The sequence below is a fragment of the Variovorax sp. SG517 genome (assembly GCF_013376045.1).
In the GTDB taxonomy this organism is placed as follows: domain Bacteria; phylum Pseudomonadota; class Gammaproteobacteria; order Burkholderiales; family Burkholderiaceae_C; genus Variovorax.
On record NZ_JABMJG010000019.1, the window covers coordinates 12,073 to 31,146 of the forward strand.

Annotated in this window: 19 protein-coding genes and 2 pseudogenes; 7 read left to right on the forward strand and 14 right to left on the reverse strand. The window is 66.4% G+C overall.

Annotation, left to right across the window (positions count from 1 at the left end; all coding sequences use genetic code 11):
- Positions 1 to 209 precede the first annotated feature (209 nt).
- Positions 210 to 701: a helix-turn-helix domain-containing protein gene (locus FHT32_RS33910; protein ID WP_176668928.1), complete on the forward strand. Its 492-nt coding sequence runs from the start codon at positions 210 to 212 to the stop codon at positions 699 to 701.
- A 370-nt stretch (positions 702 to 1,071) separates the two neighbouring features.
- Positions 1,072 to 1,833, forward strand: a complete 762-nt coding sequence (locus FHT32_RS33915) for a tyrosine-type recombinase/integrase (protein WP_371132313.1) — start codon at positions 1,072 to 1,074, stop codon at positions 1,831 to 1,833.
- A 46-nt stretch (positions 1,834 to 1,879) separates the two neighbouring features.
- On the opposite strand, the gene FHT32_RS33920 is transcribed toward FHT32_RS33915, so the two are convergent.
- Entirely contained in the window at positions 1,880 to 2,185 is a 306-nt protein-coding gene (locus FHT32_RS33920; protein ID WP_176668929.1) for a hypothetical protein, read from the reverse strand.
- Between the two features lie 219 nt (positions 2,186 to 2,404).
- Between FHT32_RS33920 and FHT32_RS35255 the strand changes: the two are divergent.
- The 4 genes and pseudogenes from FHT32_RS35255 to FHT32_RS33935 all read left to right on the forward strand — a co-directional run.
- Positions 2,405 to 3,003, forward strand: a pseudogene (locus tag FHT32_RS35255) (NAD(P)/FAD-dependent oxidoreductase); the annotation flags it as partial.
- Positions 3,004 to 3,214: 211 nt separating this feature from the next.
- Positions 3,215 to 3,883: a haloacid dehalogenase type II gene (locus FHT32_RS33925; protein WP_371132314.1), complete on the forward strand. Its 669-nt coding sequence runs from the start codon at positions 3,215 to 3,217 to the stop codon at positions 3,881 to 3,883.
- A 92-nt stretch (positions 3,884 to 3,975) separates the two neighbouring features.
- Complete coding sequence (locus tag FHT32_RS33930; RefSeq protein ID WP_371132315.1) at positions 3,976 to 5,745, forward strand: dihydroxy-acid dehydratase; 1,770 nt, start codon at positions 3,976 to 3,978, stop codon at positions 5,743 to 5,745.
- 3 nt (positions 5,746 to 5,748) lie between these two features.
- Positions 5,749 to 6,675, forward strand: coding sequence for a glyoxylate/hydroxypyruvate reductase A (locus tag FHT32_RS33935; RefSeq protein ID WP_176668931.1), 927 nt, complete (start codon positions 5,749 to 5,751; stop codon positions 6,673 to 6,675).
- Positions 6,676 to 6,881: 206 nt separating this feature from the next.
- Here FHT32_RS33935 and FHT32_RS33940 read toward each other — a convergent pair whose 3' ends face one another.
- From FHT32_RS33940 to FHT32_RS33985, 10 genes and pseudogenes are all read right to left on the reverse strand, one after another.
- Positions 6,882 to 7,550 (reverse strand): haloacid dehalogenase type II, encoded by a 669-nt coding sequence (locus FHT32_RS33940; protein WP_176668932.1) that lies wholly within the window; start codon positions 7,548 to 7,550, stop codon positions 6,882 to 6,884.
- Positions 7,551 to 7,653: 103 nt separating this feature from the next.
- Positions 7,654 to 8,979 (reverse strand): FAD-binding oxidoreductase, encoded by a 1,326-nt coding sequence (locus FHT32_RS33945; protein ID WP_176668933.1) that lies wholly within the window; start codon positions 8,977 to 8,979, stop codon positions 7,654 to 7,656.
- A gap of 20 nt (positions 8,980 to 8,999) precedes the next feature.
- The gene (locus FHT32_RS33950) at positions 9,000 to 9,719 is read right to left on the reverse strand and encodes a cupin domain-containing protein (protein WP_176668934.1); all 720 of its coding nucleotides are present in this window, start codon (positions 9,717 to 9,719) and stop codon (positions 9,000 to 9,002) included.
- A 42-nt stretch (positions 9,720 to 9,761) separates the two neighbouring features.
- Positions 9,762 to 10,205: an aldehyde dehydrogenase family protein gene (locus tag FHT32_RS35550; protein ID WP_176668935.1), complete on the reverse strand. Its 444-nt coding sequence runs from the start codon at positions 10,203 to 10,205 to the stop codon at positions 9,762 to 9,764.
- Between the two features lie 167 nt (positions 10,206 to 10,372).
- A pseudogene (locus FHT32_RS33960) lies at positions 10,373 to 10,545 on the reverse strand (IS3 family transposase); the annotation flags it as partial.
- Between the two features lie 144 nt (positions 10,546 to 10,689).
- On the reverse strand, positions 10,690 to 11,163 hold the full coding sequence (locus tag FHT32_RS33965) for a hypothetical protein (protein WP_176668936.1): 474 nt from the start codon (positions 11,161 to 11,163) through the stop codon (positions 10,690 to 10,692).
- A gap of 193 nt (positions 11,164 to 11,356) precedes the next feature.
- The gene (locus tag FHT32_RS33970) at positions 11,357 to 12,256 is read right to left on the reverse strand and encodes an amidohydrolase (RefSeq protein ID WP_176668937.1); all 900 of its coding nucleotides are present in this window, start codon (positions 12,254 to 12,256) and stop codon (positions 11,357 to 11,359) included.
- Between the two features lie 8 nt (positions 12,257 to 12,264).
- The gene (locus FHT32_RS33975; RefSeq protein WP_176668938.1) at positions 12,265 to 12,804 is read right to left on the reverse strand and encodes a carboxymuconolactone decarboxylase family protein; all 540 of its coding nucleotides are present in this window, start codon (positions 12,802 to 12,804) and stop codon (positions 12,265 to 12,267) included.
- The gene (locus tag FHT32_RS33980) at positions 12,804 to 13,766 is read right to left on the reverse strand and encodes a tripartite tricarboxylate transporter substrate binding protein (protein ID WP_176668939.1); all 963 of its coding nucleotides are present in this window, start codon (positions 13,764 to 13,766) and stop codon (positions 12,804 to 12,806) included. The genes FHT32_RS33975 and FHT32_RS33980 overlap by 1 nt, the downstream gene beginning before the upstream one ends.
- A gap of 32 nt (positions 13,767 to 13,798) precedes the next feature.
- Positions 13,799 to 14,596, reverse strand: coding sequence for an SDR family NAD(P)-dependent oxidoreductase (locus tag FHT32_RS33985; protein ID WP_176668940.1), 798 nt, complete (start codon positions 14,594 to 14,596; stop codon positions 13,799 to 13,801).
- Between the two features lie 103 nt (positions 14,597 to 14,699).
- Here FHT32_RS33985 and FHT32_RS33990 point away from each other — a divergent pair, with 103 nt between their 5' ends.
- Positions 14,700 to 15,584, forward strand: a complete 885-nt coding sequence (locus FHT32_RS33990) for a LysR substrate-binding domain-containing protein (RefSeq protein WP_176668941.1) — start codon at positions 14,700 to 14,702, stop codon at positions 15,582 to 15,584.
- Between the two features lie 39 nt (positions 15,585 to 15,623).
- On the opposite strand, the gene FHT32_RS33995 is transcribed toward FHT32_RS33990, so the two are convergent.
- From FHT32_RS33995 to FHT32_RS34005, 3 genes are all read right to left on the reverse strand, one after another.
- A complete protein-coding gene (locus FHT32_RS33995) occupies positions 15,624 to 16,607 on the reverse strand; it encodes a tripartite tricarboxylate transporter substrate binding protein (protein WP_176668942.1) in 984 nt (327 codons plus the stop codon).
- A 103-nt stretch (positions 16,608 to 16,710) separates the two neighbouring features.
- Positions 16,711 to 17,580, reverse strand: coding sequence for an alpha/beta fold hydrolase (locus tag FHT32_RS34000; RefSeq protein WP_176668943.1), 870 nt, complete (start codon positions 17,578 to 17,580; stop codon positions 16,711 to 16,713).
- Positions 17,581 to 17,709: 129 nt separating this feature from the next.
- The gene (locus FHT32_RS34005) at positions 17,710 to 19,047 is read right to left on the reverse strand and encodes an MmgE/PrpD family protein (protein WP_176668944.1); all 1,338 of its coding nucleotides are present in this window, start codon (positions 19,045 to 19,047) and stop codon (positions 17,710 to 17,712) included.
- Positions 19,048 to 19,074: the final 27 nt, after the last annotated feature.

A 19,074-nucleotide genomic window follows, 5' to 3' on the forward strand; every position in this document is an offset into this window, starting at 1 on the left:
GCTCGCGGCAGCAGGCACATGTTCACGCTGAGGGGGATCGATAACCTAGGCGGATGGTGTTACTTTTTCGTTCGCAGCCCGGGGCCGCATTGCCATGCATGGCAATCCCAGCCCCGATCCATGTAACAACAGCAGCGAGGATGTAGGACAACGCGCATCTGTCGATGTAGAGTTGATCGGCATGAAGGCGCGTGCAGAAGGAGGATCGGGTGCAGTATTTCGCCAGGGAATCCAATGAGCCGATGCTCGTTCAGACATCGAGCATCCCGACTGGGTCGCAAGGGCCCGTGTTCGATTATCAATTGCTGCGCTTGAAGCGGGAGCTGCGTGTTTCTACGGATGGGGAGGTCGCCAAGGCGCTCGGCATGACCAAGGCCGCGTTCTCCGAACGAAAACGGCGCAACTCTTTTCCCAAGGACAAGCTGCTCGCGCTCGTTGGTTTTCGGCCCGAGTTGAAGGTCGATGCGGCTTATGTACTGACCGGAATACCCTCGAGCACCCCGGCGATGCCGGAATCCGTCAGGGCCACGCTGCAGCAGGCTGTTTTCGAGCAGCTGCGGCGGGATCTGCCGGTCGACGAGCAACTTCTGCTGGACACGTATCGTGCATTGGACGATCGCGCCAAGAAACGGATGCTCAGCCAGATGATCGCCTCTTGGCCCTCCTCCCCGAGGAGCGGATCCACCCTGCCCCAGGCTTAGCGAGGCTAGGATTGCGTTGTCTGCAACGCAGGCGGTAGGAACTTTTCGTGCCTCAACGCCCAGATGCACGCCCCTACGCGCAGTAATCTCTCCACGCGCGCTTCATAGGAGACGTCACTTGGATCTTCCTCGCTGATCATTGCGGCGATGCAGTCCAGCGCGGCGACCGGCGTCGGTCCGATGCCTGCACGTGCCATGCACGCACGAGGACCTGCTGCTCTACCAGCGCTTTCTCGCAGACCCACAGCCGTCCGAACGGTGGGTCATGGCGCCTGGACAGCGCCCGGGCCGCGATTCACCGCGCTGGCGCCCCTTTGCCGGCCCTCTGGGGCCTTCGAGCCTGCGCCAGGCCCTGTCCATCCTGAATGCCATGTTCTCCTGGCTCGTGGAGGCGGGCTACCTCGCCGGCAACCCCCTCGCACTGAGCCGGCGCAAGCGCCGCCACGCGGCACCGCGCGTGAGCCGGTTCCTGCCTGAGGCGCACTGGGAGTTGGCGAAGGCTGCGATCGAAGCAATGCCCGCGAGCAGCGAGCGCGAGAAGCTGCAGGCTTCGCGCACCCGTTGGCTGTTTTCGCTGCTGTACATCGGCGGGCTGCGTGTCTCCGAGATCTGCGCTGCCGGCATGGGCGGGTTCTTCTGCCGGCGCGGCGTCGATGGCCGCGAGCGCTGGTGGCTCGAAATCACCGGCAAGGGCAGCAAGACCCGCTTGGTGCCGGCCACGGGCGAACTGATGGCCGAGTTGATGCGCTATCGGAGGGCCCAAGGGTTGAGCCCTCTTCCCCATGAGGGCGAGAGCACGCCCCTTGAGATGACGCTGATCGCGCCGCTCAAGCCGATGGCCCGGAGCGCCATCCACGAGCTGGTCAAGGCGGTGATGAAAGACGCGGCAGCGTCCCTGCGCAAACATGGACCCGACCACGAAACCTCGGCCGCGCAGCTCGAGCAGGCCTCGACGCATTGGATCCGGCATACCGCGGGAAGCCGCCTGAGCGAGAAGGTCGACCTGAAGGTGGTTCGCGACAACCTAGGCCACGCCAACATCAGCACGACCAGCATCTATCTGCACACGGAAGACGATGCACGACACGACGCGACGATGGCTGCACACCGCATCGGCTGGCGTTCCCCCTGATGCCCGGTTGACGGCTGCCAGCTGCGCCGTTGCGCGCTGAGGCCTGTCACGCCGCGAGCGTCACGAGCGTTGCGACCGCAGCCATCAGCATCTTCAGGCGGCGCCCAATCACCCATTTGCCCATCACCTTGCGGCACGAGGCCGTCAGCAACACGCCGATACTGATCGGCACGGACGCCAAGGCATTAATGAGCGCCTCTCCGCACTCCCAGGAACGCAGGGACAAGCTTGTCGTCAACATTCTCAGTGTGAAGGATGTAAAGAAAATGGCCTGGATGGCCTGGATGGCCTGGATGGCCTGGATGGCCTGGATGGGAACCTCAGCTTCCGCGAGCACCGGCTTGGGGGGCATGAAAGCAGGAGTCTGAGAGTACGGTGGCATTGAGCCCGTTGCTCGGTGCGGCGGTGGAAACGGAGATAAGCCCTGTCCCGACGTTCTTTACGATCACGCGAGGGAGCCGCAAGTTGTCGAGCGCGGCTGTGTGAACTGGAGCTGTTGATTTGCGGTTTAGCTGGTCAAGATTGCGTCGGCACTAACAGCCACGAGGTTGAAACGCCCGGCGCACGCATGCAGGCACGCCAAGCCCTGCTTGCCACCGGCATATCGGCGGTGAGCCCCTTTGCCTGGTTCCGGCGGCGCATCGGTCCGGTGGTGCGTACATCATCGTCACGGAACAACTGCCGTAGGAACTGCTCGACCGGATCCTGCCGCAGCGTCGAAATGCGACGAACACCCGCAATCTCGTGAACTTCTTCCGCGTCACACCGAACGACAGGCTCCTGTTCTGTGGCCGCGCTCGGCTCGCCGCCCCCGTCCCGAATCGGTCAAGAAAAGCGGAGAGATCCTGCGCCGCGACATGGTCGCCATATTTCCGAATCTCTCGAAAGTGCGCATCGATTACTGCTGGGGCGGCCTGGTCGACATGACCCGCGACCGATCGCCCCGAGGCCGGCGAGAGTGATTGCATCTACTACTCCATGGGCTACAGCGGGCATGGAACGCAGATATCCACCCACGTGGGCACCGTAATGGCGGACATCATTGACGGTGCCCAGGACCGCAATCCCTGGAAGGACTTCGATTGGCCCGCGATCCCCCGGGCATTTCGGCAAGCCGTGGTTCTTCCTGCAGTGGGTGCGTCTTACCAGTTGATGGATGTCCTGCGGTAGGCACCCGAGCCAGCCCTGCGAACGGAGGTCGCCACCGGCAACGACACAGAACGCATGAAGCACGCGGCACTTCACTATTTCCGTGCGCGCGGAGGGTGCTCAACCGCAGCACCTGCGGCGGCCGATGCATAGCATTCATGCATGGACATCGGCTGCTTCGCACGAGCATCCGACCGAGCTTTCCGCCATCACTTCCTGCAAGGAGAACCCTGTGACCTTCCGGCCCAAATACATCACGTTCGACTGCTACGGCACCCTGACCTATTTCCCGATGCACCAGATGGCATACGACATCTACGAAGGCCAGTTGCCTCCGGAGCAGATGCGCCTGTTCGTCAGCGACTTCGCCGACTATCGTTTCGACGAGGTGATGGGAGACTGGAAGCCATACCATGAGGTGCTGCAGTCGGCGCTGGAGCGCACCTGCAAGCGCCACGGCCTCGCCTATCGCGATGAGGACGCACGCAGGGTGTACGACGCCGTCCCCACCTGGGGCCCGCATGCCGACGTTCCGCATGCACTCAGCCGCGTGGCCAGGAAGATCCCGCTGGTGATCCTGTCGAACGCGATGAACGAGCAGATCCACTCCAACGTGGAGAAGCTGAAGGCGCCTTTCCACAAGATCTACACCGCGCAGGACGCCGGTGCCTACAAGCCGCGGCTGGCCGCATTCGAGTACATGCTCGACCAGCTCGGCTGCGCGCCGGAGGACGTCCTGCATGTGTCCGCCAATCCGCGCTACGACATCTTTCCGGCCGACAACCTGGGCATCAGGAACAAGGTGTTCGTGAACCGCGGCCATGAACCGCGGCCCAACGAGGCGTACAGCTTCGCGGAGATCCGCGACATCAACGGCCTGCCCGCGCTCGTGGGTCTCTGAGCTCGGCGTTTCCTCTTGCCCGCCATCGCGGGCCTGTCATCGGCTCAAGGACGAGCCGGCCCGATTCCGCCTATTTCAACCAGGAACATTCCGTGAACGCCGAACCCATGGACGACAACGAGGCCCCGCGGAAGCGGCCGCTGCGAAGCGCGCGCTGGTTCCGCAAGGACGACCTGCCCGGCTTCGTGCACCGCTCTACGCTGGCCGCGGCCGGATGGAGCCGCGAGGACCTCATGACGCGACCGGTCATCGGCATCCTGAACACCTGGTCGGACATCAACCCCTGCAACCTCAATTTGCGCGCGCTGGCGGAAGACGTGCGCACGGGCATCCTGGAGGCGGGAGGCATCCCGCTCGAGATTCCGCTGATGTCTCTGAGCGAGAACATCATCAAGCCCAGCTCGTTCCCATTCCGCAACCTGCTGGCGATGGAGGTGGAGGAGACACTGCGCGCCCACCCCTTCGATGCCGTGGTGCTGCTCGGGGGCTGCGATAAGACGCAGCCGGCGCTGCTGATGGGCGCGGCGAGCGCCAGGGTCCCCTTCATCTTCCTCGCCAGCGGCCCGGCGACGCCGCGATCGGCGACGGGCGGCCAGCTCGCGAACGCCACCGGCGTCTGGCGCCTGGTCGACCAGTTGCGCGCCGGCCAGACGCAATGCGATTTCGCCGCGTTCGAGCGCAGCGTGATGGGTACCGTGGGTCACTGCGCCGAGATGGGCACCGCGTCGTCAATGTCGGCCATCTGCGAAGCGCTGGGCGTGGCCCTCCCCGGCAGCAGCATGGTGCCGGCGACGGACCGCCGCCGCAACCAGCTGGCTCGCGAGACCGGCCGCCGCAGCGTCAGGCTCGCCGCCGAAGGCGGCCCGCGCCCCGAGGAGATCCTCGATGTGCGCGCCTTCGACAACGCCATCACGCTGCTGTGCGCGGTGGGCGGCTCCACCAACTGCATCATCCATCTGCTGGCACTGGCCGGCCGCGTCGGCGTGCCGTTGACCCTCGAGCGCTTCGACGAGATCGGGCGCAGGGTTCCGCTGATCGCCAACGTGCAGCCCGCCGGCGAACACCTGACCGAGCGGCTGATGACGGCCGGCGGCGTTCCCGCGTTGCTCAAGACACTCGAGCCCCTGCTCCATCTAGACGCGCGCACGGTCGATGGGCGCACCATCGGCGAGATCATCGAGAGTGCCCAAGTGCTGGACCCGGAAGTCATCCGGCCGCTAGACAAGCCCGTGAAGCCCGGCGAAACATTGGTCGTGGTGAAGGGCAACCTCGCACCCGACGGCGCCGTGATGAAGGCCTGCGCCGCCGACTCGAAGCTGTTCCGCCACCGCGGCCGCGCGGTGGTGTTCGAGGACGTGCAGAGCGTTGCCGACCGCATCGACGATCCGACCTTGGGGATCGACGAGAACAGCGTGCTGATCCTGCGCAACGCCGGCCCGGTGGGCGCGGCCATGCCCGAGTGGGGCATGCTGCCGCTGCCCCGCCGGCTGCTCGAGCGTGGCGTGCGCGACATGCTGCGCATTTCCGACGCACGGATGAGCGGAACGGCCTACGGCGCGGCCGTGCTGCATGTCTCGCCCGAAGCCGCTGTTGGCGGCCCGCTTGCGCTGGTGCGGGACGGCGACATCATCGAGCTCGATGTCGCCGAACGCCGGCTGCAGTTGTGCGTGGACCCTGAAGAGCTGGAACGGCGGCACCGGGCCTGGCAGCCGCCCGCGCGCGTGCATGCGCGCGGCTACCGCCGGCTCTACGACCAACACGTGGAGCAGGCGCATCGCGGCTGCGATTTTGACTTCCTGCGCGGCGCCGACGCCGAGACCCTGCCGGAAGGGCTGTTCGACGGCTGGGTGGGAGGCTGGTAGGCCATGAATGTTCTCTATCGATCGGATGCGCCGCGCGCCGCAGCCTGGGCGCGCTACTTCGCCGAGCACGCCCCCGACCTCAACTTCCGCGTCTGGCCCGACGCCGGCAACCTCGACGAGATCGAATACCTGATCGCCTGGCAGGCGCCGCGAGAGTTCCTCGCCGCCCTGCCCCGGCTCAAGGTGTTCTTCTCCTCCGGCGCCGGAGTCGACCATGTCGACTTTTCGGCCGTGCCGACTCACATTCCCATCGCGCGTATGGTGGAGCCCGGCATCATCAACGGCATGGTCGAGTACGTGAGCCTCGCCGTGCTGGCCCTGCATCGGGACTTTTTCGACTACGTGGCCGCGAAGGCATCGCGCAGCTGGAGCGCGCTGGAGGTGCCGCCCGCCTCGAGCCGCACCGTCGGCGTCATGGGCATGGGCGTGCTGGGACGCGCGGTGCTGGAGCGCCTGGCGGCCTATGGGTTCGGGCTGCGTGGCTGGAACCGCTCACTGCGCCCCATGCAGGGCGTGCAGAGTTTCGCCGGCGCCGAGCAGCTGCAGCCCTTCCTCGCGGGGTGTGACGTCCTCGTCTGCCTGTTGCCGCTCACGGGGGCCACCCGGGGCATCCTGAACCGCGAGCTCTTTGCCATGCTGCCCGCCGGCGCGGCGCTGATCAACGTAGGCCGCGGCCCGCACCTGGTGGATGCGGATCTGATCGAGGCACTGGATTCGGGCCATCTGTCGCGCGCGATTCTCGACGTGACCGATCCCGAGCCGCTGCCATCCGAACATCCCTTCTGGACGCATCCGCGTGTGTTTCTCACGCCGCACGTGGCGAGCATGACCCAGCCCGAGTCCGCCGCGCCCATCCTGCTGGAGAACCTGCGGCGGCACCAGCGCGGCGAACCGCTTCTGAACGTCATCGACCGGTCCAGCGGGTATTGAGATATCGGGAAGAAGATCGCGGGGCCGGGACAGCACGCTCCGGACTCCCATGCAGCGCTTTGCGCCAGGCACCTCCGCTCAGCGGCGTAACCGGCGAAGAAGCCGTGGACGCAAGCGTTCGAGACCGCCTTGTCGGTCTCGAACCGGCATCGCATGAGCAGCACCAGATCGTGGCGACCTGGATGCTCGCGATGCGTACCGCCCGCTTACAGCCCGACCAGAGCAGGCAGGCCGCCGATGTCGGGGATCTCGGCGAAGCTGTAGGCCTCGTTGGCCCTCGGCTCGTGGCCACGGTTGACGAAGACCTTGTTCTTGATGCCCAGGTCATGGGCCGGCATCAGGTCATAGCGGGGGCTGGACGACACGTGCAGGATGTCCAGCGGCGAGCAGCCGAGCTGATCGAGCATGTACTCGAAGGCTGCCAGGCGCGGCTTGTACGCACCGGCGTCCTGTGCGGTATAGACCTTGTGAAACGGCGCCTCGAGCTTGCTCACGTTCGAGTGGATCTGTTCGTTCATCGCGTTGGAGAGGATCACCAACGGAATCTCCCTGCCCACGCGGGTCAGCGCCTGCGGCACGTCGGCGTGCGGGCCCCATGTGGGCACGGCGTCGTAGAACTTGCGCCCGTCTTCCTCGCGGAAAGCGACGCCGTGGCGCTTGCATGTGCGCGCAACCGCCGACTTCAGCACCTGGTCATAGGGCTTCCAGTCGCCCATGACCTCATCGAGCCGGTACGCCGCGAAGTCCTTGATAAACAGGGTCAGGCGCTCAGCCGGCAGCTGACTTGCGTAGATCTCGGTGGCCACCTCTCGCATGCGGAAGTTGGTGAGGGTGCCGTAGCAATCGAAGCTGATGTACTTGGGTCGGAATATCACGGTGGGTCTCGCTGGTGGTTTGAAGAGAAAGGTACTTCTGGCAATCTCGATCCCGTACGTCGGCTCGAGGCTCCCGGGTGTTCATGCAGTCGATGCGTGCGGCCTAGAAATCGGCGACCTTGCCCCATGCCGAGCCGCTGAACCGTGCTGGCCGGTACGGAATGGGGTCCACGATCGGTTCGCCGCCGCTGGCAAGATCCGCGATCAGGCGGCCTGCACCGGGCGCAATGCCGAAGCCGTGTCCGGAGAAGCCCGCGGCCAGGATGAAACCCGGCAGGCCCTGCACCTCGCCGATGCCAGGAACACCGTCCGGTGTGCTGTCGATATAGCCAGCCCACGCATGGGTGATCTTTGCATCTCGAAGCTGGGGTAGCAGTTCGATTGCGCGACGGTGAGTGTCCTTGATGCTCACGGGATCGGGCTTCGGATCGAGAATGCGCATCCGCTCCATGGGTGTCGGCGCGTCGAGCCGCCACCGCGCCAGCGTTTCATGGCCGCTCCGAATGGCTTCCAGGCCGCCCGGGCGAAGGTTGCGCCAGCGCTTGGCGAACATGGGCACGAACTGTGAAGCGAAGCGCAGGAACTGCCCCGTCGGATCCACGCGCGCACGGCCGCTGATGGCCAGCGCGTAGCGTCCGTCATTGCGGCGCGTGGCGGACACGCCCGCGCTCACCACGGCATCCGGCAAGCGGTGTTCCACGGGGGACACACTCAGGATCGATTGACGAATCGAAGCCTGCGGAAAACGGATGCCCAGCTGGCGGCAAAACGAGGATGCCCAGGCGCCGCCGGCCATCACGGCCGTCCGGGTCTTGATGACGCCGGCTTCCGTGATCACGCCGCTGACGCGTCCGCCTTCGGTCTCGATGCCGCGGGCCGCGCAGTTCTGGTGGACGCTGCCACCGAGCCTAATGAGCGCAGCGGCGACGGCGGGCGCGGCCTTGCCAGGATCGGCGGTGCCATCGCTGGGCGAGAAGACGCCTCCTTTCCAGGCGCGGCCGGTCGCCTGCCCGCGCTCGGAGGCCTCCCGGCCGCTCAGCATGTGGGTCGTCACGCCTGCGGTTTTCGCAAACTCGCGCCAGCTGGCCCAGCGTGAAATCTCGGCCTCGTCGTTGCTCAGATATAGCAAGCCGCAACGATGGAAGCCCGCGTCTTCACCGCTCTCAGCGGCAAATTGCTCCCACAGATCGAGGCTCTTGCTCGCCAACGGCAGTTCGCGGGCGTCGCGGTTCTGCTGGCGGCACCAGCCCCAATTGCGGCTCGATTGCTCGGCGCCGATGCTGCCCTTTTCCACAAGGGCGACCGAGATGCCGCGCTTGGCCAGGTAGTAGGCGGTGAAGACACCGATGATGCCGCCGCCAATCACGACGACGTCGGCCGAGGCCGGCAAGGTGGGCGAAGTCTGAATGCGGCGCAGCGGAGGCGACATGATGAATCCCGCCCGCTCGTTCAAGCCGAGACGGTTTGGCACACGTAGAACTTCGCCACGCGATCGCTGCTTTCCCACCCGATCGGTGCGCCCTGGGGCACGAAGAGCGTATCGCCCTTGCCTACAGACAGCACGCTGCCGTCAGGCGCTGCGAAGCGCACGCTGCCCGCCAGGAGGTGCATGAACTCGTTCATACGATGCGCGCGAACGATCCGGTAGTAGGGGGTCGAGTCCCAGGCGCCCGCAAGGTACTGCGCGGCGTCATCGGTGAAGACCTTGTCGCTGCGGCACTCGGGCGCGGGGCTCAGCAGCACTTCGGCTGACAGCGTGCCGGTGGGCATGAAGTTGGCGTCGGCGTGCAGCGCGAAGACACCGCGTCGGGTCGGTTTCTCGCAGGCTGCCGCGCAAAACACGAAGCGCGTTCGGGATCTGGCCTGCATGCGAACCGGCGTACCGCATCCGATGACGGCACCCGCCTGGGGACAGACCACCAGCGGGGCTTCGCCGGCTGCCGTCAGGGTCAACTCGCCCTCGACCACGACGAGGGTTTCGATGTGGGGGTAGCTTGCGACGTCGAGTTCACCGATGAAGCTCGCGCGGCCCGCGCTCATCTCGGCCGGTCCTTCCCACGCGATCTCGCGATGCCGCGCAAAGGGATCGTCCTTGCCGAACGGCGCCCTGCGGAAGGCGGTTGAAACGGGCACTCCATCGGCGCGATGCAGCACGAGGGCCACAGTCATGATTGCTCCTGCGCGTTGCGCGATGATTTCACCGAAAGCCTGTCAGTCGGCACTGGGTGCCGAGGCATCCTGGAAGCCAAGAATTGCTTTGGTTTCGAGGTCCTCCTCAAGACCTTCGACGCGGTGTTCGCGGCTATTGGCCGAGCGCTTGTAGCCGCCGAAGGGGGCTTGGGGGTTCCATGTCGGATAGTTGATTTGCACCTGCCCGGCGCGGACGCGCGCCGCGGTATGGTCCCACGGCGACATCTCCTGCCCGCCCAGCGCGATCTCCATGGCCGGCTCCTCGGTCGATGAGTCGACGACGGAACTGCGGGCTTGCGTTTCGGGCGCGACCCACTCGCCGCCACCAAAAATGCGATCCAGGCGGCCAGCGCGCCTGAGGCGCTCGATGATCGAGGAGTTCATGGAGTCGGCCTTTCGCGCCGCGACGTACGGGTTGCGAAAGCGTATGAGGCGAGCGCTCGATGGTCCGGTGGGATGCGTCATGATGGGCCTGAAGTCGGGTCTTCGGAAGACCCAAAGCTTAGTCGGCGCAAGCCTCGCGCTGATGCTTCAATGAGTGCTTTGCACAAAGCAGCCTGCCGTTGTGCGACTTGCTACGGCATATCCTGCCGTCGAGCAGGCGCCACAGGGGGTGCGGATAAAAACTTGGTTTATGCCGCAAGTCCAAGGCTGACCCGGTATTCGATGGGGCTGAGAGAGCCAAGAGAGATCTTTATCCGCTTCTCGTTGTACCAGCGGAGTACGAGTCGACCGCCTCGATGAATTGCTCAATGGTGGCGTTCTTCCAGTCGCGAGGATAGAACAGCTCGTTCTTCAATGCACCAAGCTTGGCCCCAGGTTCGTCATTGCATCGGCGGGCGGCCACTCGGCGATTTCCGCCGGCCTTGAACAACGAGGGTTGTTGCTTCGATTGATTGGCAGCTGGCGGCATGTCGCAGTGCTTCATGCCGGCAGACCGGTCGACTGCCTATGCCACAGAGGCGTCGGCCAGCGCGAACATGGTCCGCACGGGCTTCATGAAATGAGGCCGCACGCGAGCGCTCCAGCTCGTCTCGCGAACCGCCAACCACTCGGCAGAGGCAGTGGTCCCGTCCGAGACAAGGTCATAGCACGCAAGCGACTCCTGCTCGTCGTCGTTGTTCCAGAAGCGTTGAGCGCGTACGCAGCCAAGCACCGCTGCCAGCGCGGGCAGGTGTTCTTGGTCGTACCAGCACTGCAACTCTATGCCCCAGCCGGGTTCGGGCTTCATCTCGACGACGTAATGAAAGCGCACAGGCAAACCCGCACTGGCGCCGGCAATGTCGTGCATCAGCGTCAGGCGGGAGGCCGCGACGCGCGTTCCCGGCCAGGCTTTGCCCAATTCCTCGGCAAGCTCGTTCAGGCAGTGCCTCGACAGCGCCATCCGGTGGGACAACCCCAGGTAGACATACGAGAGCTGCAAGGCCTGCGAATGGACATGGCGAATTATGCGACCACCGATCTCCTCGGAGCAAGGCAAGGTTGCGAACCTCTCCCCGAACGAAGTGGGAGTCGAGAGCGATTCACGGCATCGCAGGAGGATGACGTCGGTTGGAATCCGGCCAGTTGCCGACATATGCACCTCGGAGGAGAACACGCCGCAGCGAGGCTGCGGCTCAGTTTGAGAACCGGTACAGCGCTTGGGGGTTGTGCACGAGCAGTTGCTCCAGGTGCCTCGCATCCGGCGCGATGCGGCTTAACGCATCCACGAGCACGCCGTCGTCAGGAATGTGGGTGTGATTGGGATGCGGCCAGTCGGTGCCCCACACGCAGCGCTCGGGAAAGCGCTCGACCAGGACGCGGGCCAGCGCCTCGCCATGCACATAGCGCTCATGCGGCGCCGCGTGCGCGTCAATGCGATCGATACCGCTGACTTTCACGTGGAAGCGCGGGTTCTCGAGCAGCTTCATCAGCGCCTGGAAATCGGGAGCATCCGCTCCGCGCGTGGCATCGACGCGCCCCATGTGGTCGATCACCACCGCAACCTGGCTGCGCTGTAGCGGCGCGGAGAGTTCGTGGACCAGCTCGCTCTCGAAGTGCACCTGCAGATGCATGCCGACTGCCGCCAGGCGCGGCGTCAGCGCGAGCACCGCATCAACGCCCGCGGTGGTCGCGATGTGCCGCATGAAGTTGAAGCGCACGCCGCGGAAGCCCGCTAGCGCCAGGCGCTCGAGCTCGGCATCGGGCACGCCGGTTTCGACCAGGGCGATCCCGAGATAGCGGCCCTGCCCCGCCGCGATGGCGTCCTCGACCACGCGGTTGTCCGTGCCATGGGTGATCGACTGCACGATCACGCAGCGCTCGATGCCCAGGGCACGATGCAGCGCGAAAAGCGTCTCCTTGGGCGCTTCCAGCGGGGTGGCCCGGCGGCCTGGCGCATACGGGAAGCGCGCGGTCGGCCCGAACACGTGCACATGGCTGTCGCACGCTCCGGTCGGCAGACGAAGGCTCGGCCGCGAGGGGTGCTCCAGATAGGTCCGCACGGGAACGTCGGCCTCGGTGGTTGCATCGGTCATGGCGGTGCCTAGTGCGAGATGTTCAGCGCCACGAGGAACCGCGACACCATGTTGTAGGCTGCCACGGTGGCGACCACTTCGACCACGCCCGAAGGCTCGAAGCGCGCGTTCAGGCGGTCCGTCAGCTCGGCGGGCACCTTGACATCGCGCGTCATGCGATCGGTCAGCTCCAGCAGCAGTAACTCGTCCTGCGTGAAGCCGCCTTCGAAGGCGTCTGCGGGATCGGCGGCACGCAGCGCATCGATCTTCTCCTGCGCGAATCCGGCCTTCAACGCATGCGGCACATGCGCCTCGAACTCGAACGCCGCCTCGTTGAGCACGGCGACGCGCAGGATGATCATTTCGCGCAGGTCCGCCGGCACCGAGGTGCGGTTGCGCACGGCCGTCAGCATCGACTCCCACCCGCTGGCGATGCTCGGGCTGTTGAGCAGCACCTGGTAGAGCAGCGAGATCCGGCCGCGCTCCAAGAGGATGCGGGCCTCGATCTCGGCGAGTTCGGGCACCGTGCCCGGCACCACCAATGGAACGCGTATATGGCTCGTGCTCATCATTCGGCCTTGATGTTGCGGGACTTGATCAATGCAGCCCACTTGGCCGTGTCGGCCTTCAGCAGCGCCGCCAGCTCCTGAGGCGTGGAGGTCTTGGGCTCGGCCCCCCCGCGCAGCAGCCGGGCGCTGACGTCGGGGTTGGCGATCGCGCTGCGCACGGCCTTGTTGAGCTCCTGCACCACCGCCGGCGGCGTCTTCGCCGAGACGAAGAGCGCATACCAGTTGTTCGTGTCCACGGCCTTGATGCCCTGCTCGTCGAAGGTCTTGACCTGCGGCAGCGACGGATGGCGCTTGCTCGCCGCGATGCCGATCGCCTTGAGCCGGCCGCCCTGCACGTGCGGCATGATCGCGGCAACGTCGGCGAACACACCCTTGACCTGCCCGCCCATCAGGTCGGTGAAGGCCGGCGCCATGCCCTTGTAGGGCACATGCAGGAAGCGCGCGCCGGTGGCTTCCTCGAGCTGGATCAAGGCCAGGTGGGGAATGCTGCCGGAGCCCGAAGAGGCCATCGGCGTGGACTCCTTGCTGGCCTTGGCGGTCTTCACGAACTCCGCGGCATCCGCTGCCGGGTCCTTCGCGCCGACCACCAGCACTTCCACGTTGTTCGCCACGAGCGAGACCGGCGCGAAATCGCGCTGGGTGTCGTAGGGCGACTTCTCGACCAGCGAAGGATTGACGGCGGCCGCGCCTACGCTGGTGATCCAGATCGTGCTGCCATCCGCTTCGGAGCGAAGCGTTTCCAATGCACCGAGCGCGCCGTTGGCGCCGGGCTTGTTGTCGACGATGACCGGGCGCTTGAGCTCGCGCCCGAGCTGTTCGGCCAGCGTGCGCGCCACGAAGTCGACCGGCCCGCCCGGGCTGAACGAGGTCACGATGCGAACGGGCTTGCCGCCGGCCTGCGCGAATGCGGCCGATGCCAGCGAAAGCACTGCGGCCGCGGCCAGGATGTGTCTTCTTTTCATCGCTTGTCTCCTTTGCTTTGAAGTCCGGCCGATCAGTCGCAGCGCGCCGTCATGCCGCCGTCCACGACCAGTTCGGTGCCGGTCACGAAGCGGGCCTCGTCGCTCGCGAGGTAGAGCGCGGCGCTCGCCGTGTCGCGGCCATCGCCCATGAAGCCCAGCGGGATGCGCTTGACGCGCGAGGCCAGCAGCGCCTCGATGTCGCCGCCGGTGCGCTGCTTTGCCAGCCGCACTTCGACCATCGGGGTGTGCAGCTGTCCCGGCACCACGGTGTTGACGCGCACGCCGTCGGGCGCATGCTGGACCGCCACCACGCGCGACAGATGGATCACGCCGGCCTTGCTGGCCGCATAGGCCACCTGCGCGCTGCCGGTCCAGCGCAGGCCCGAGGTCGAGGCCACGTTGACGATGGCGCCACGCTTGCGCTCGATCATGTGCGGCAGCACGTGCTTGCAGGTGAGGAACACGCTCTTGAGGTTGACGTCGATCTGCGTGTCCCAGGCCTCCTCGCTGAGCTGCACCGGGCCGCCCGCGGCCGAGCCGCCCACGTTATTGATCAGGATGTCGGGCGCGCCGTAGGCCTCGATGCAGGCGTCGACCATCGCCTTCACGCTCGCGGAGCTGGTCACGTCGCAGATGCAGGTGGTGATGGATGCCGCGGCGCCGCCGGCGAGCGACAAGGTCTCGGCCAGGCGCTCGGCGTCGCGGTCGACAGCCAGCACCCTGGCGCCCTCTTCCGCGAGCCGCACGGCCATCGCGCGTCCGTTGCCCCAGCCCGCGCCCACGCACCCCGCGCCGGTCACGATCGCCACTTTCGATTCGAATCTCTTCATCGTCGCTCCTCGAGCCCGGGCTTCCCCGGGAAAACCTTGAGTCTGAGCCGATCACAAGCAAAGTTAAATCGAATGAGGCCTATATCAGATATGTCTTTGCGCTATGGAGCTCAAACAGCTCGAGTACTTCGTCGTCGTGGTCGAGAAAGGTAGCTTCAGCCGCGCCGCGGCCGCCCTGAACCTCGCGCAGCCGAGCATCAGCCGGCAGGTCGCATTGCTCGAGCAGGAGCTCGGCCAGCGCCTGCTGGAGCGCACGGGCCGTGGCGTCACGCCCACACAGGCGGGCCATGCGCTGCAGGCCCACGCCCGCGTCATGCTCAACGCGGCCGCGCAGGCCCTGTTCGAGATCAAGGAGATGAGCGACGAGCCCGCTGGCAAGGTGGTGGTGGGGCTGCCGAACCGGGTGGCCAGCGGCCTGTGCGTGCCGCTCGTGCGGGAGTTTCGCGAACGCCTGCCCAATGCGATGCTGTCGGTGGTGGAAGGCCTGAGTCTTTCGCTTCGGGAGGGGCTGCTCGCCGGCCGCATCGATGTCGGCGTCCTCTTCGACCCCCCGCCGACGCCGCTGCTGAGCTACGAGCCCCTGATGCGCGAGCGGCTGCTGCTCGTTACGCCCGAAGGTTATCGGCTGCCCGAGCGCGTCTCGCTGGCATCCCTTGCCGATTTCCCGCTGATCCTGCCTGCCGTGCCGAACCCCATCCGAAGCCTGGTCGACGCGGTGATGCTGCCGCGCAAGATCAACCTGAACATCGTGGCCGAAGTGGGGGCCGTGCACACGGCGCTGACGGTGGTAGAAGAGGGAATGGCCTGCTCCATCCTGCCCGAGAGCGCGCTCAACCTCAGTACGCGCCGCGCCAAGGTGCGGGCCGCTCCCATCGGCCCCCCGGCCATGTGGAACAGCCTGGTACTGGCGATGCCGACCGCGCGGCCCGCCAGCCGCCTCATCCAGGAGACCGCGAAGCTGCTGCGCGCACTGGACTTCCGCGCCTAGCGGCCGGCGGCGCCGATGCCAGCCGGCGAAGAGTGAGTCTTAGAAGTCGATACGGATGCCCGCATCCTTGACGGCTTTGCCGATCTTGGCGAGGTCGTCCGCGATCAGTTGCCTGAACTGTGCGGGGCTGGACTTCACGGGTACGAATGACAGCTCAGCGAACTTGGCCTTCAACGAGGGCGCATCGACTGCCTTGGCAATCTCGCTGTTGAGCCGGTTCGTGATGTCCGCAGGAAGGTCCGCAGGGCCCCAGATGCCGTACCACGACAGCAGCTCGAAGCCGGGCATGCCGGCCTCCGACAGCGTCGGCACATCCGGCATGGACGGAACACGCACCTTGCTGGTCACCGCGAGCGGGCGCAGGCGGCCGCCCTGCACGAACGGCGCGACGCCGGGCATCGGCGAAATCGCGGCTGAGACGTGGCCTCCGATCACGTCGGTCAGCTGCGGCACGGCGCCCTTGTAGGCAACGATCTCCATCTGCAGGCCCAGGGCGCGGTTGACCATTTCCTCGCTCAGGTGGCTTGTGGTGCCAAGGCCGGAGGTCGCCCAGGTGTACTTGTTCGGATTGGCCTTGGCCAGCTGCACCAACTCGCCCATGTTCTTGGCAGGCACGTCGTTGTTGACGGCGACGACCAGCGGCACGTAGCCGATCTGCCCCACGGGCGTGAAGTCGCGCTGCGCGTCGTAGGTCTTCTTCGCGACGACCAACGGAAGGTAGGCCTGGCTCGAGGCGTTGAACAGCAGCGTGTAGCCGTCGGGCTTGGCTTTCTTGACGTGCATTGCGCCCACGAAGCCGGAGGCGCCCGGCGCGTTGTCGATCACGATGGGCTGCCCGAGCTGGCGCTGCAGCTGGTCGGCCACGAGGCGCCCGACGGTGTCGATCGAGCCGCCAGGCGTGTAGGGAATGACCATGCGTATCGGCTTGTTCGGATAGTCCTGCGCATGAGCGAAGGCACCCACGAGCAGCGCCGCGCCGGCAAACGCCAACTTCAGGGTGGAAAGGCTGTACTTCTTGGTCATGTTGTCTCCTGGTGTGTTCATGTGACTCCATCTCCGCCGCAACGCCTCTGGCGGCGGCCTGACCCGTGCGCCCGAGACCGGCACCGCACGCCGGTCCGTTGCGCTATGCGCCAGTGCGCGAGCCGTAGACGCGGCGCGCAAATGCCGCGATCGCATCGGCCATCGCACGAGGCTGCTCAGGTGCCATCGCGTGGCCCGCGTCGCGGATCACCTGCACCGTGACCCGGTCGCCCAGGTAGGGCTTCATCACGCCGGGAATCACCACAGCGTCGTGCTCGGCCTGCAGATCGAGAATGGGCACGTGCTGGCCCGCGGAGAAGTAGTCATCGACCGGCGTCGCGCGCCGAGCATGGCTTTGGGCCTCGTGCGTCTCAAGGCTCCAGCCGTCCAGCCAAACGCGCGGGTCATGGCCCGGTGCGAAGAAGGCGCGACGGAGGCAGTCGATGCGCTCGTCTTCCGAGAGACTGGGGTCGCTTGCACCGTCGATCGCGTCGCGCAGGCGGCTGTAGGGCTGTTCCTGCGATCCCGGCGGGAGCTTGCCCGCCGAGGCAGCCGCCATCACCACGCCGCACACGAGGTCCGGACGATCCGCGGCCAGCGTGCGCGCGGGCTGGCTGCCCCACGCATGACCCACCACCACGAGCGGGCCGGTGCGCTCGTGGTCCAGCACGGCGGCAACGTCGGCGGCGAAATCGTGCATGTCGAGCGACTGCATCGGCCCCTGGCTGCGGCCAATGCCGCGCGGCTCCGGGCGCAGCACGCGAAAGCCCTCGTGCGTCAGCATGGCTGCGACCTCGTCGTAGTCGCGCCCAGAACGCGCGAGCGACGGAAGGATGCAGATCGCGGGGCCCTCGCCTTCGTCGGCGTACTCGATGTGGATCAACGTGCCCTCGCGCGCCGAGGGATAGGTGATCAGCTTGCGCGATACGGGGGCGTGCGTCGCGGCTTGTGCGGTTGAATCTTTTGTCTCCATGCCCGCAGTCTTTCAGGCAAGCTGGTCAAGGGTAAGCACATGGCTCCTATAGCAGATATGTTTTTCAGCTATTGGCTTCAGTGGTGGCGACGAAGCGGCAGCCCTATGGCCATGGCGGCCGGCGAACGCTCAGGCCGCGAGCCCCTGAAGGCCTTCGGCCTTGTCCAGCGACCAGATGTTGCGCAGCAGCACGCGCGCACGCTCGGCGCCGATCACGGGCGCCGCGAGCTCCAGGAATTTGTCGTCGAGCTCCGCGTCCGATAGCGGCAACTCCGGGTCGCCCTTGCGGTCTGGCTGCAGCCAGACGTAGTGCAGGCCGTCGTTCGTCTCGATCTCGACGCGGGCCGAGCGCCGGCCCGGGAAGGCCGCGTCGATCTTCGGATCGACCACGGCCGCGATGCGCGCCATCATCGCGCGCGTATCGGCATCCGCCAGGCGCTCGGACGTGTACGCCGCCAGGCGCACGCTGCCGTGCACCAGCGCGGTCGCTACCACGAAGCGCATGCTGAAGCGGGCTTCGTTCTCGGTGCGCGGGTCTTCGTAGCAGGCGATGTCCAGCGCCGGGCCGTAGGTGGCCACGTGGACGCGGCGGATGTCCGCGGCCTGCAGGCCGTGATGGCGCACCAGCTCCAGGGCACCGTCGATGGCGGCGAAGGTGTGGCCGCAGCCGATGTGGTTCTTGAAGGTCAGCCGCTTGATGTGGAAGTCGCGCCCCAGCGTGTTGCCCACCGTCGACCAGTCGGGGCCGTCACTCATGGCGCGGCCGAAGCCGGCCTCGCCGTCGAGCACGTCGAGCGAGCCGGTCACGCCCTGCGCGGCCAGCTGCGCGGCGAGCACGCCGCCTTCAGCGGCGCGGCCCGCATGCAGGGGCTTGGACATCGAATCCATGCGGAAGGCCTGCTGCAGCCCCGCCGCGAAGGTCGCGGCCGTGGCAAGCGCATGGGCGAAGGGCACGCCGTGCAGCCCCAGCAGGCCGGCGGCGGAAGCAGCCGCGCCGAAGGTGCCCACGGTGCCGGTGTTGTGCCAGTGGCGATAGTGGGCTCGCCCCATCGCCACGCCGATGCGCGTGGAGACCTCGTAGCCGAGCACCACGCCGCGCAGGAAGTCCAGCCCGCTGGCGTCGCTGTCCTGCGCGATGGCCAGCGAAGCCGCCACCGTGGCCGCGCCCGGGTGGTACATGGCATCGCGGAAGCTGTCGTCCACCTCGGCCGCGTGGGCTGCAGTGCCGTTGAGCAGCGCGGCCGCGCGGGCAGGTGCGAGGCGGCCATCGGGCAGACGTGCACGGCCGCCGCCGATGTCCTCGGCCAGCAGCGCGCGCAACTGCGGCATGGGCGCGACATCGAGCCCCGGAAACAGCGCGGCATGCCAGTCGATCACGGCACGCTTGGCGTGGTGAAGCACCTCGTCGTCGAGCCGGGCCTGGCGGAATTCGGTGACGTAGCGGGCGAATGTTTCGGTCGCGTGCATGGGGGTGTCCGATCGATGATGAGAAAA

Excerpts from the sequence above, each read along its gene's own strand:
- FHT32_RS33915 (WP_371132313.1), top strand. The coding sequence starts at position 1,072 with ATGTTCTCCTGGCTCGTGGAGGCGGGCTACCTCGCCGGCAACCCCCTC.
- FHT32_RS33920 (WP_176668929.1), bottom strand. The coding sequence starts at position 2,185 with ATGCCCCCCAAGCCGGTGCTCGCGGAAGCTGAGGTTCCCATCCAGGCC.
- FHT32_RS33935 (WP_176668931.1), top strand. The coding sequence starts at position 5,749 with ATGAATGTTCTCTATCGATCGGATGCGCCGCGCGCCGCAGCCTGGGCG.
- FHT32_RS33945 (WP_176668933.1), bottom strand. The coding sequence starts at position 8,979 with ATGTCGCCTCCGCTGCGCCGCATTCAGACTTCGCCCACCTTGCCGGCC.
- FHT32_RS33950 (WP_176668934.1), bottom strand. The coding sequence starts at position 9,719 with ATGACTGTGGCCCTCGTGCTGCATCGCGCCGATGGAGTGCCCGTTTCA.
- FHT32_RS35550 (WP_176668935.1), bottom strand. The coding sequence starts at position 10,205 with ATGACGCATCCCACCGGACCATCGAGCGCTCGCCTCATACGCTTTCGC.
- FHT32_RS33970 (WP_176668937.1), bottom strand. The coding sequence starts at position 12,256 with ATGACCGATGCAACCACCGAGGCCGACGTTCCCGTGCGGACCTATCTG.
- FHT32_RS33975 (WP_176668938.1), bottom strand. The coding sequence starts at position 12,804 with ATGAGCACGAGCCATATACGCGTTCCATTGGTGGTGCCGGGCACGGTG.
- FHT32_RS33980 (WP_176668939.1), bottom strand. The coding sequence starts at position 13,766 with ATGAAAAGAAGACACATCCTGGCCGCGGCCGCAGTGCTTTCGCTGGCA.
- FHT32_RS33985 (WP_176668940.1), bottom strand. The coding sequence starts at position 14,596 with ATGAAGAGATTCGAATCGAAAGTGGCGATCGTGACCGGCGCGGGGTGC.
- FHT32_RS33990 (WP_176668941.1), top strand. The coding sequence starts at position 14,700 with ATGGAGCTCAAACAGCTCGAGTACTTCGTCGTCGTGGTCGAGAAAGGT.
- FHT32_RS33995 (WP_176668942.1), bottom strand. The coding sequence starts at position 16,607 with ATGACCAAGAAGTACAGCCTTTCCACCCTGAAGTTGGCGTTTGCCGGC.
- FHT32_RS34000 (WP_176668943.1), bottom strand. The coding sequence starts at position 17,580 with ATGGAGACAAAAGATTCAACCGCACAAGCCGCGACGCACGCCCCCGTA.
- FHT32_RS34005 (WP_176668944.1), bottom strand. The coding sequence starts at position 19,047 with ATGCACGCGACCGAAACATTCGCCCGCTACGTCACCGAATTCCGCCAG.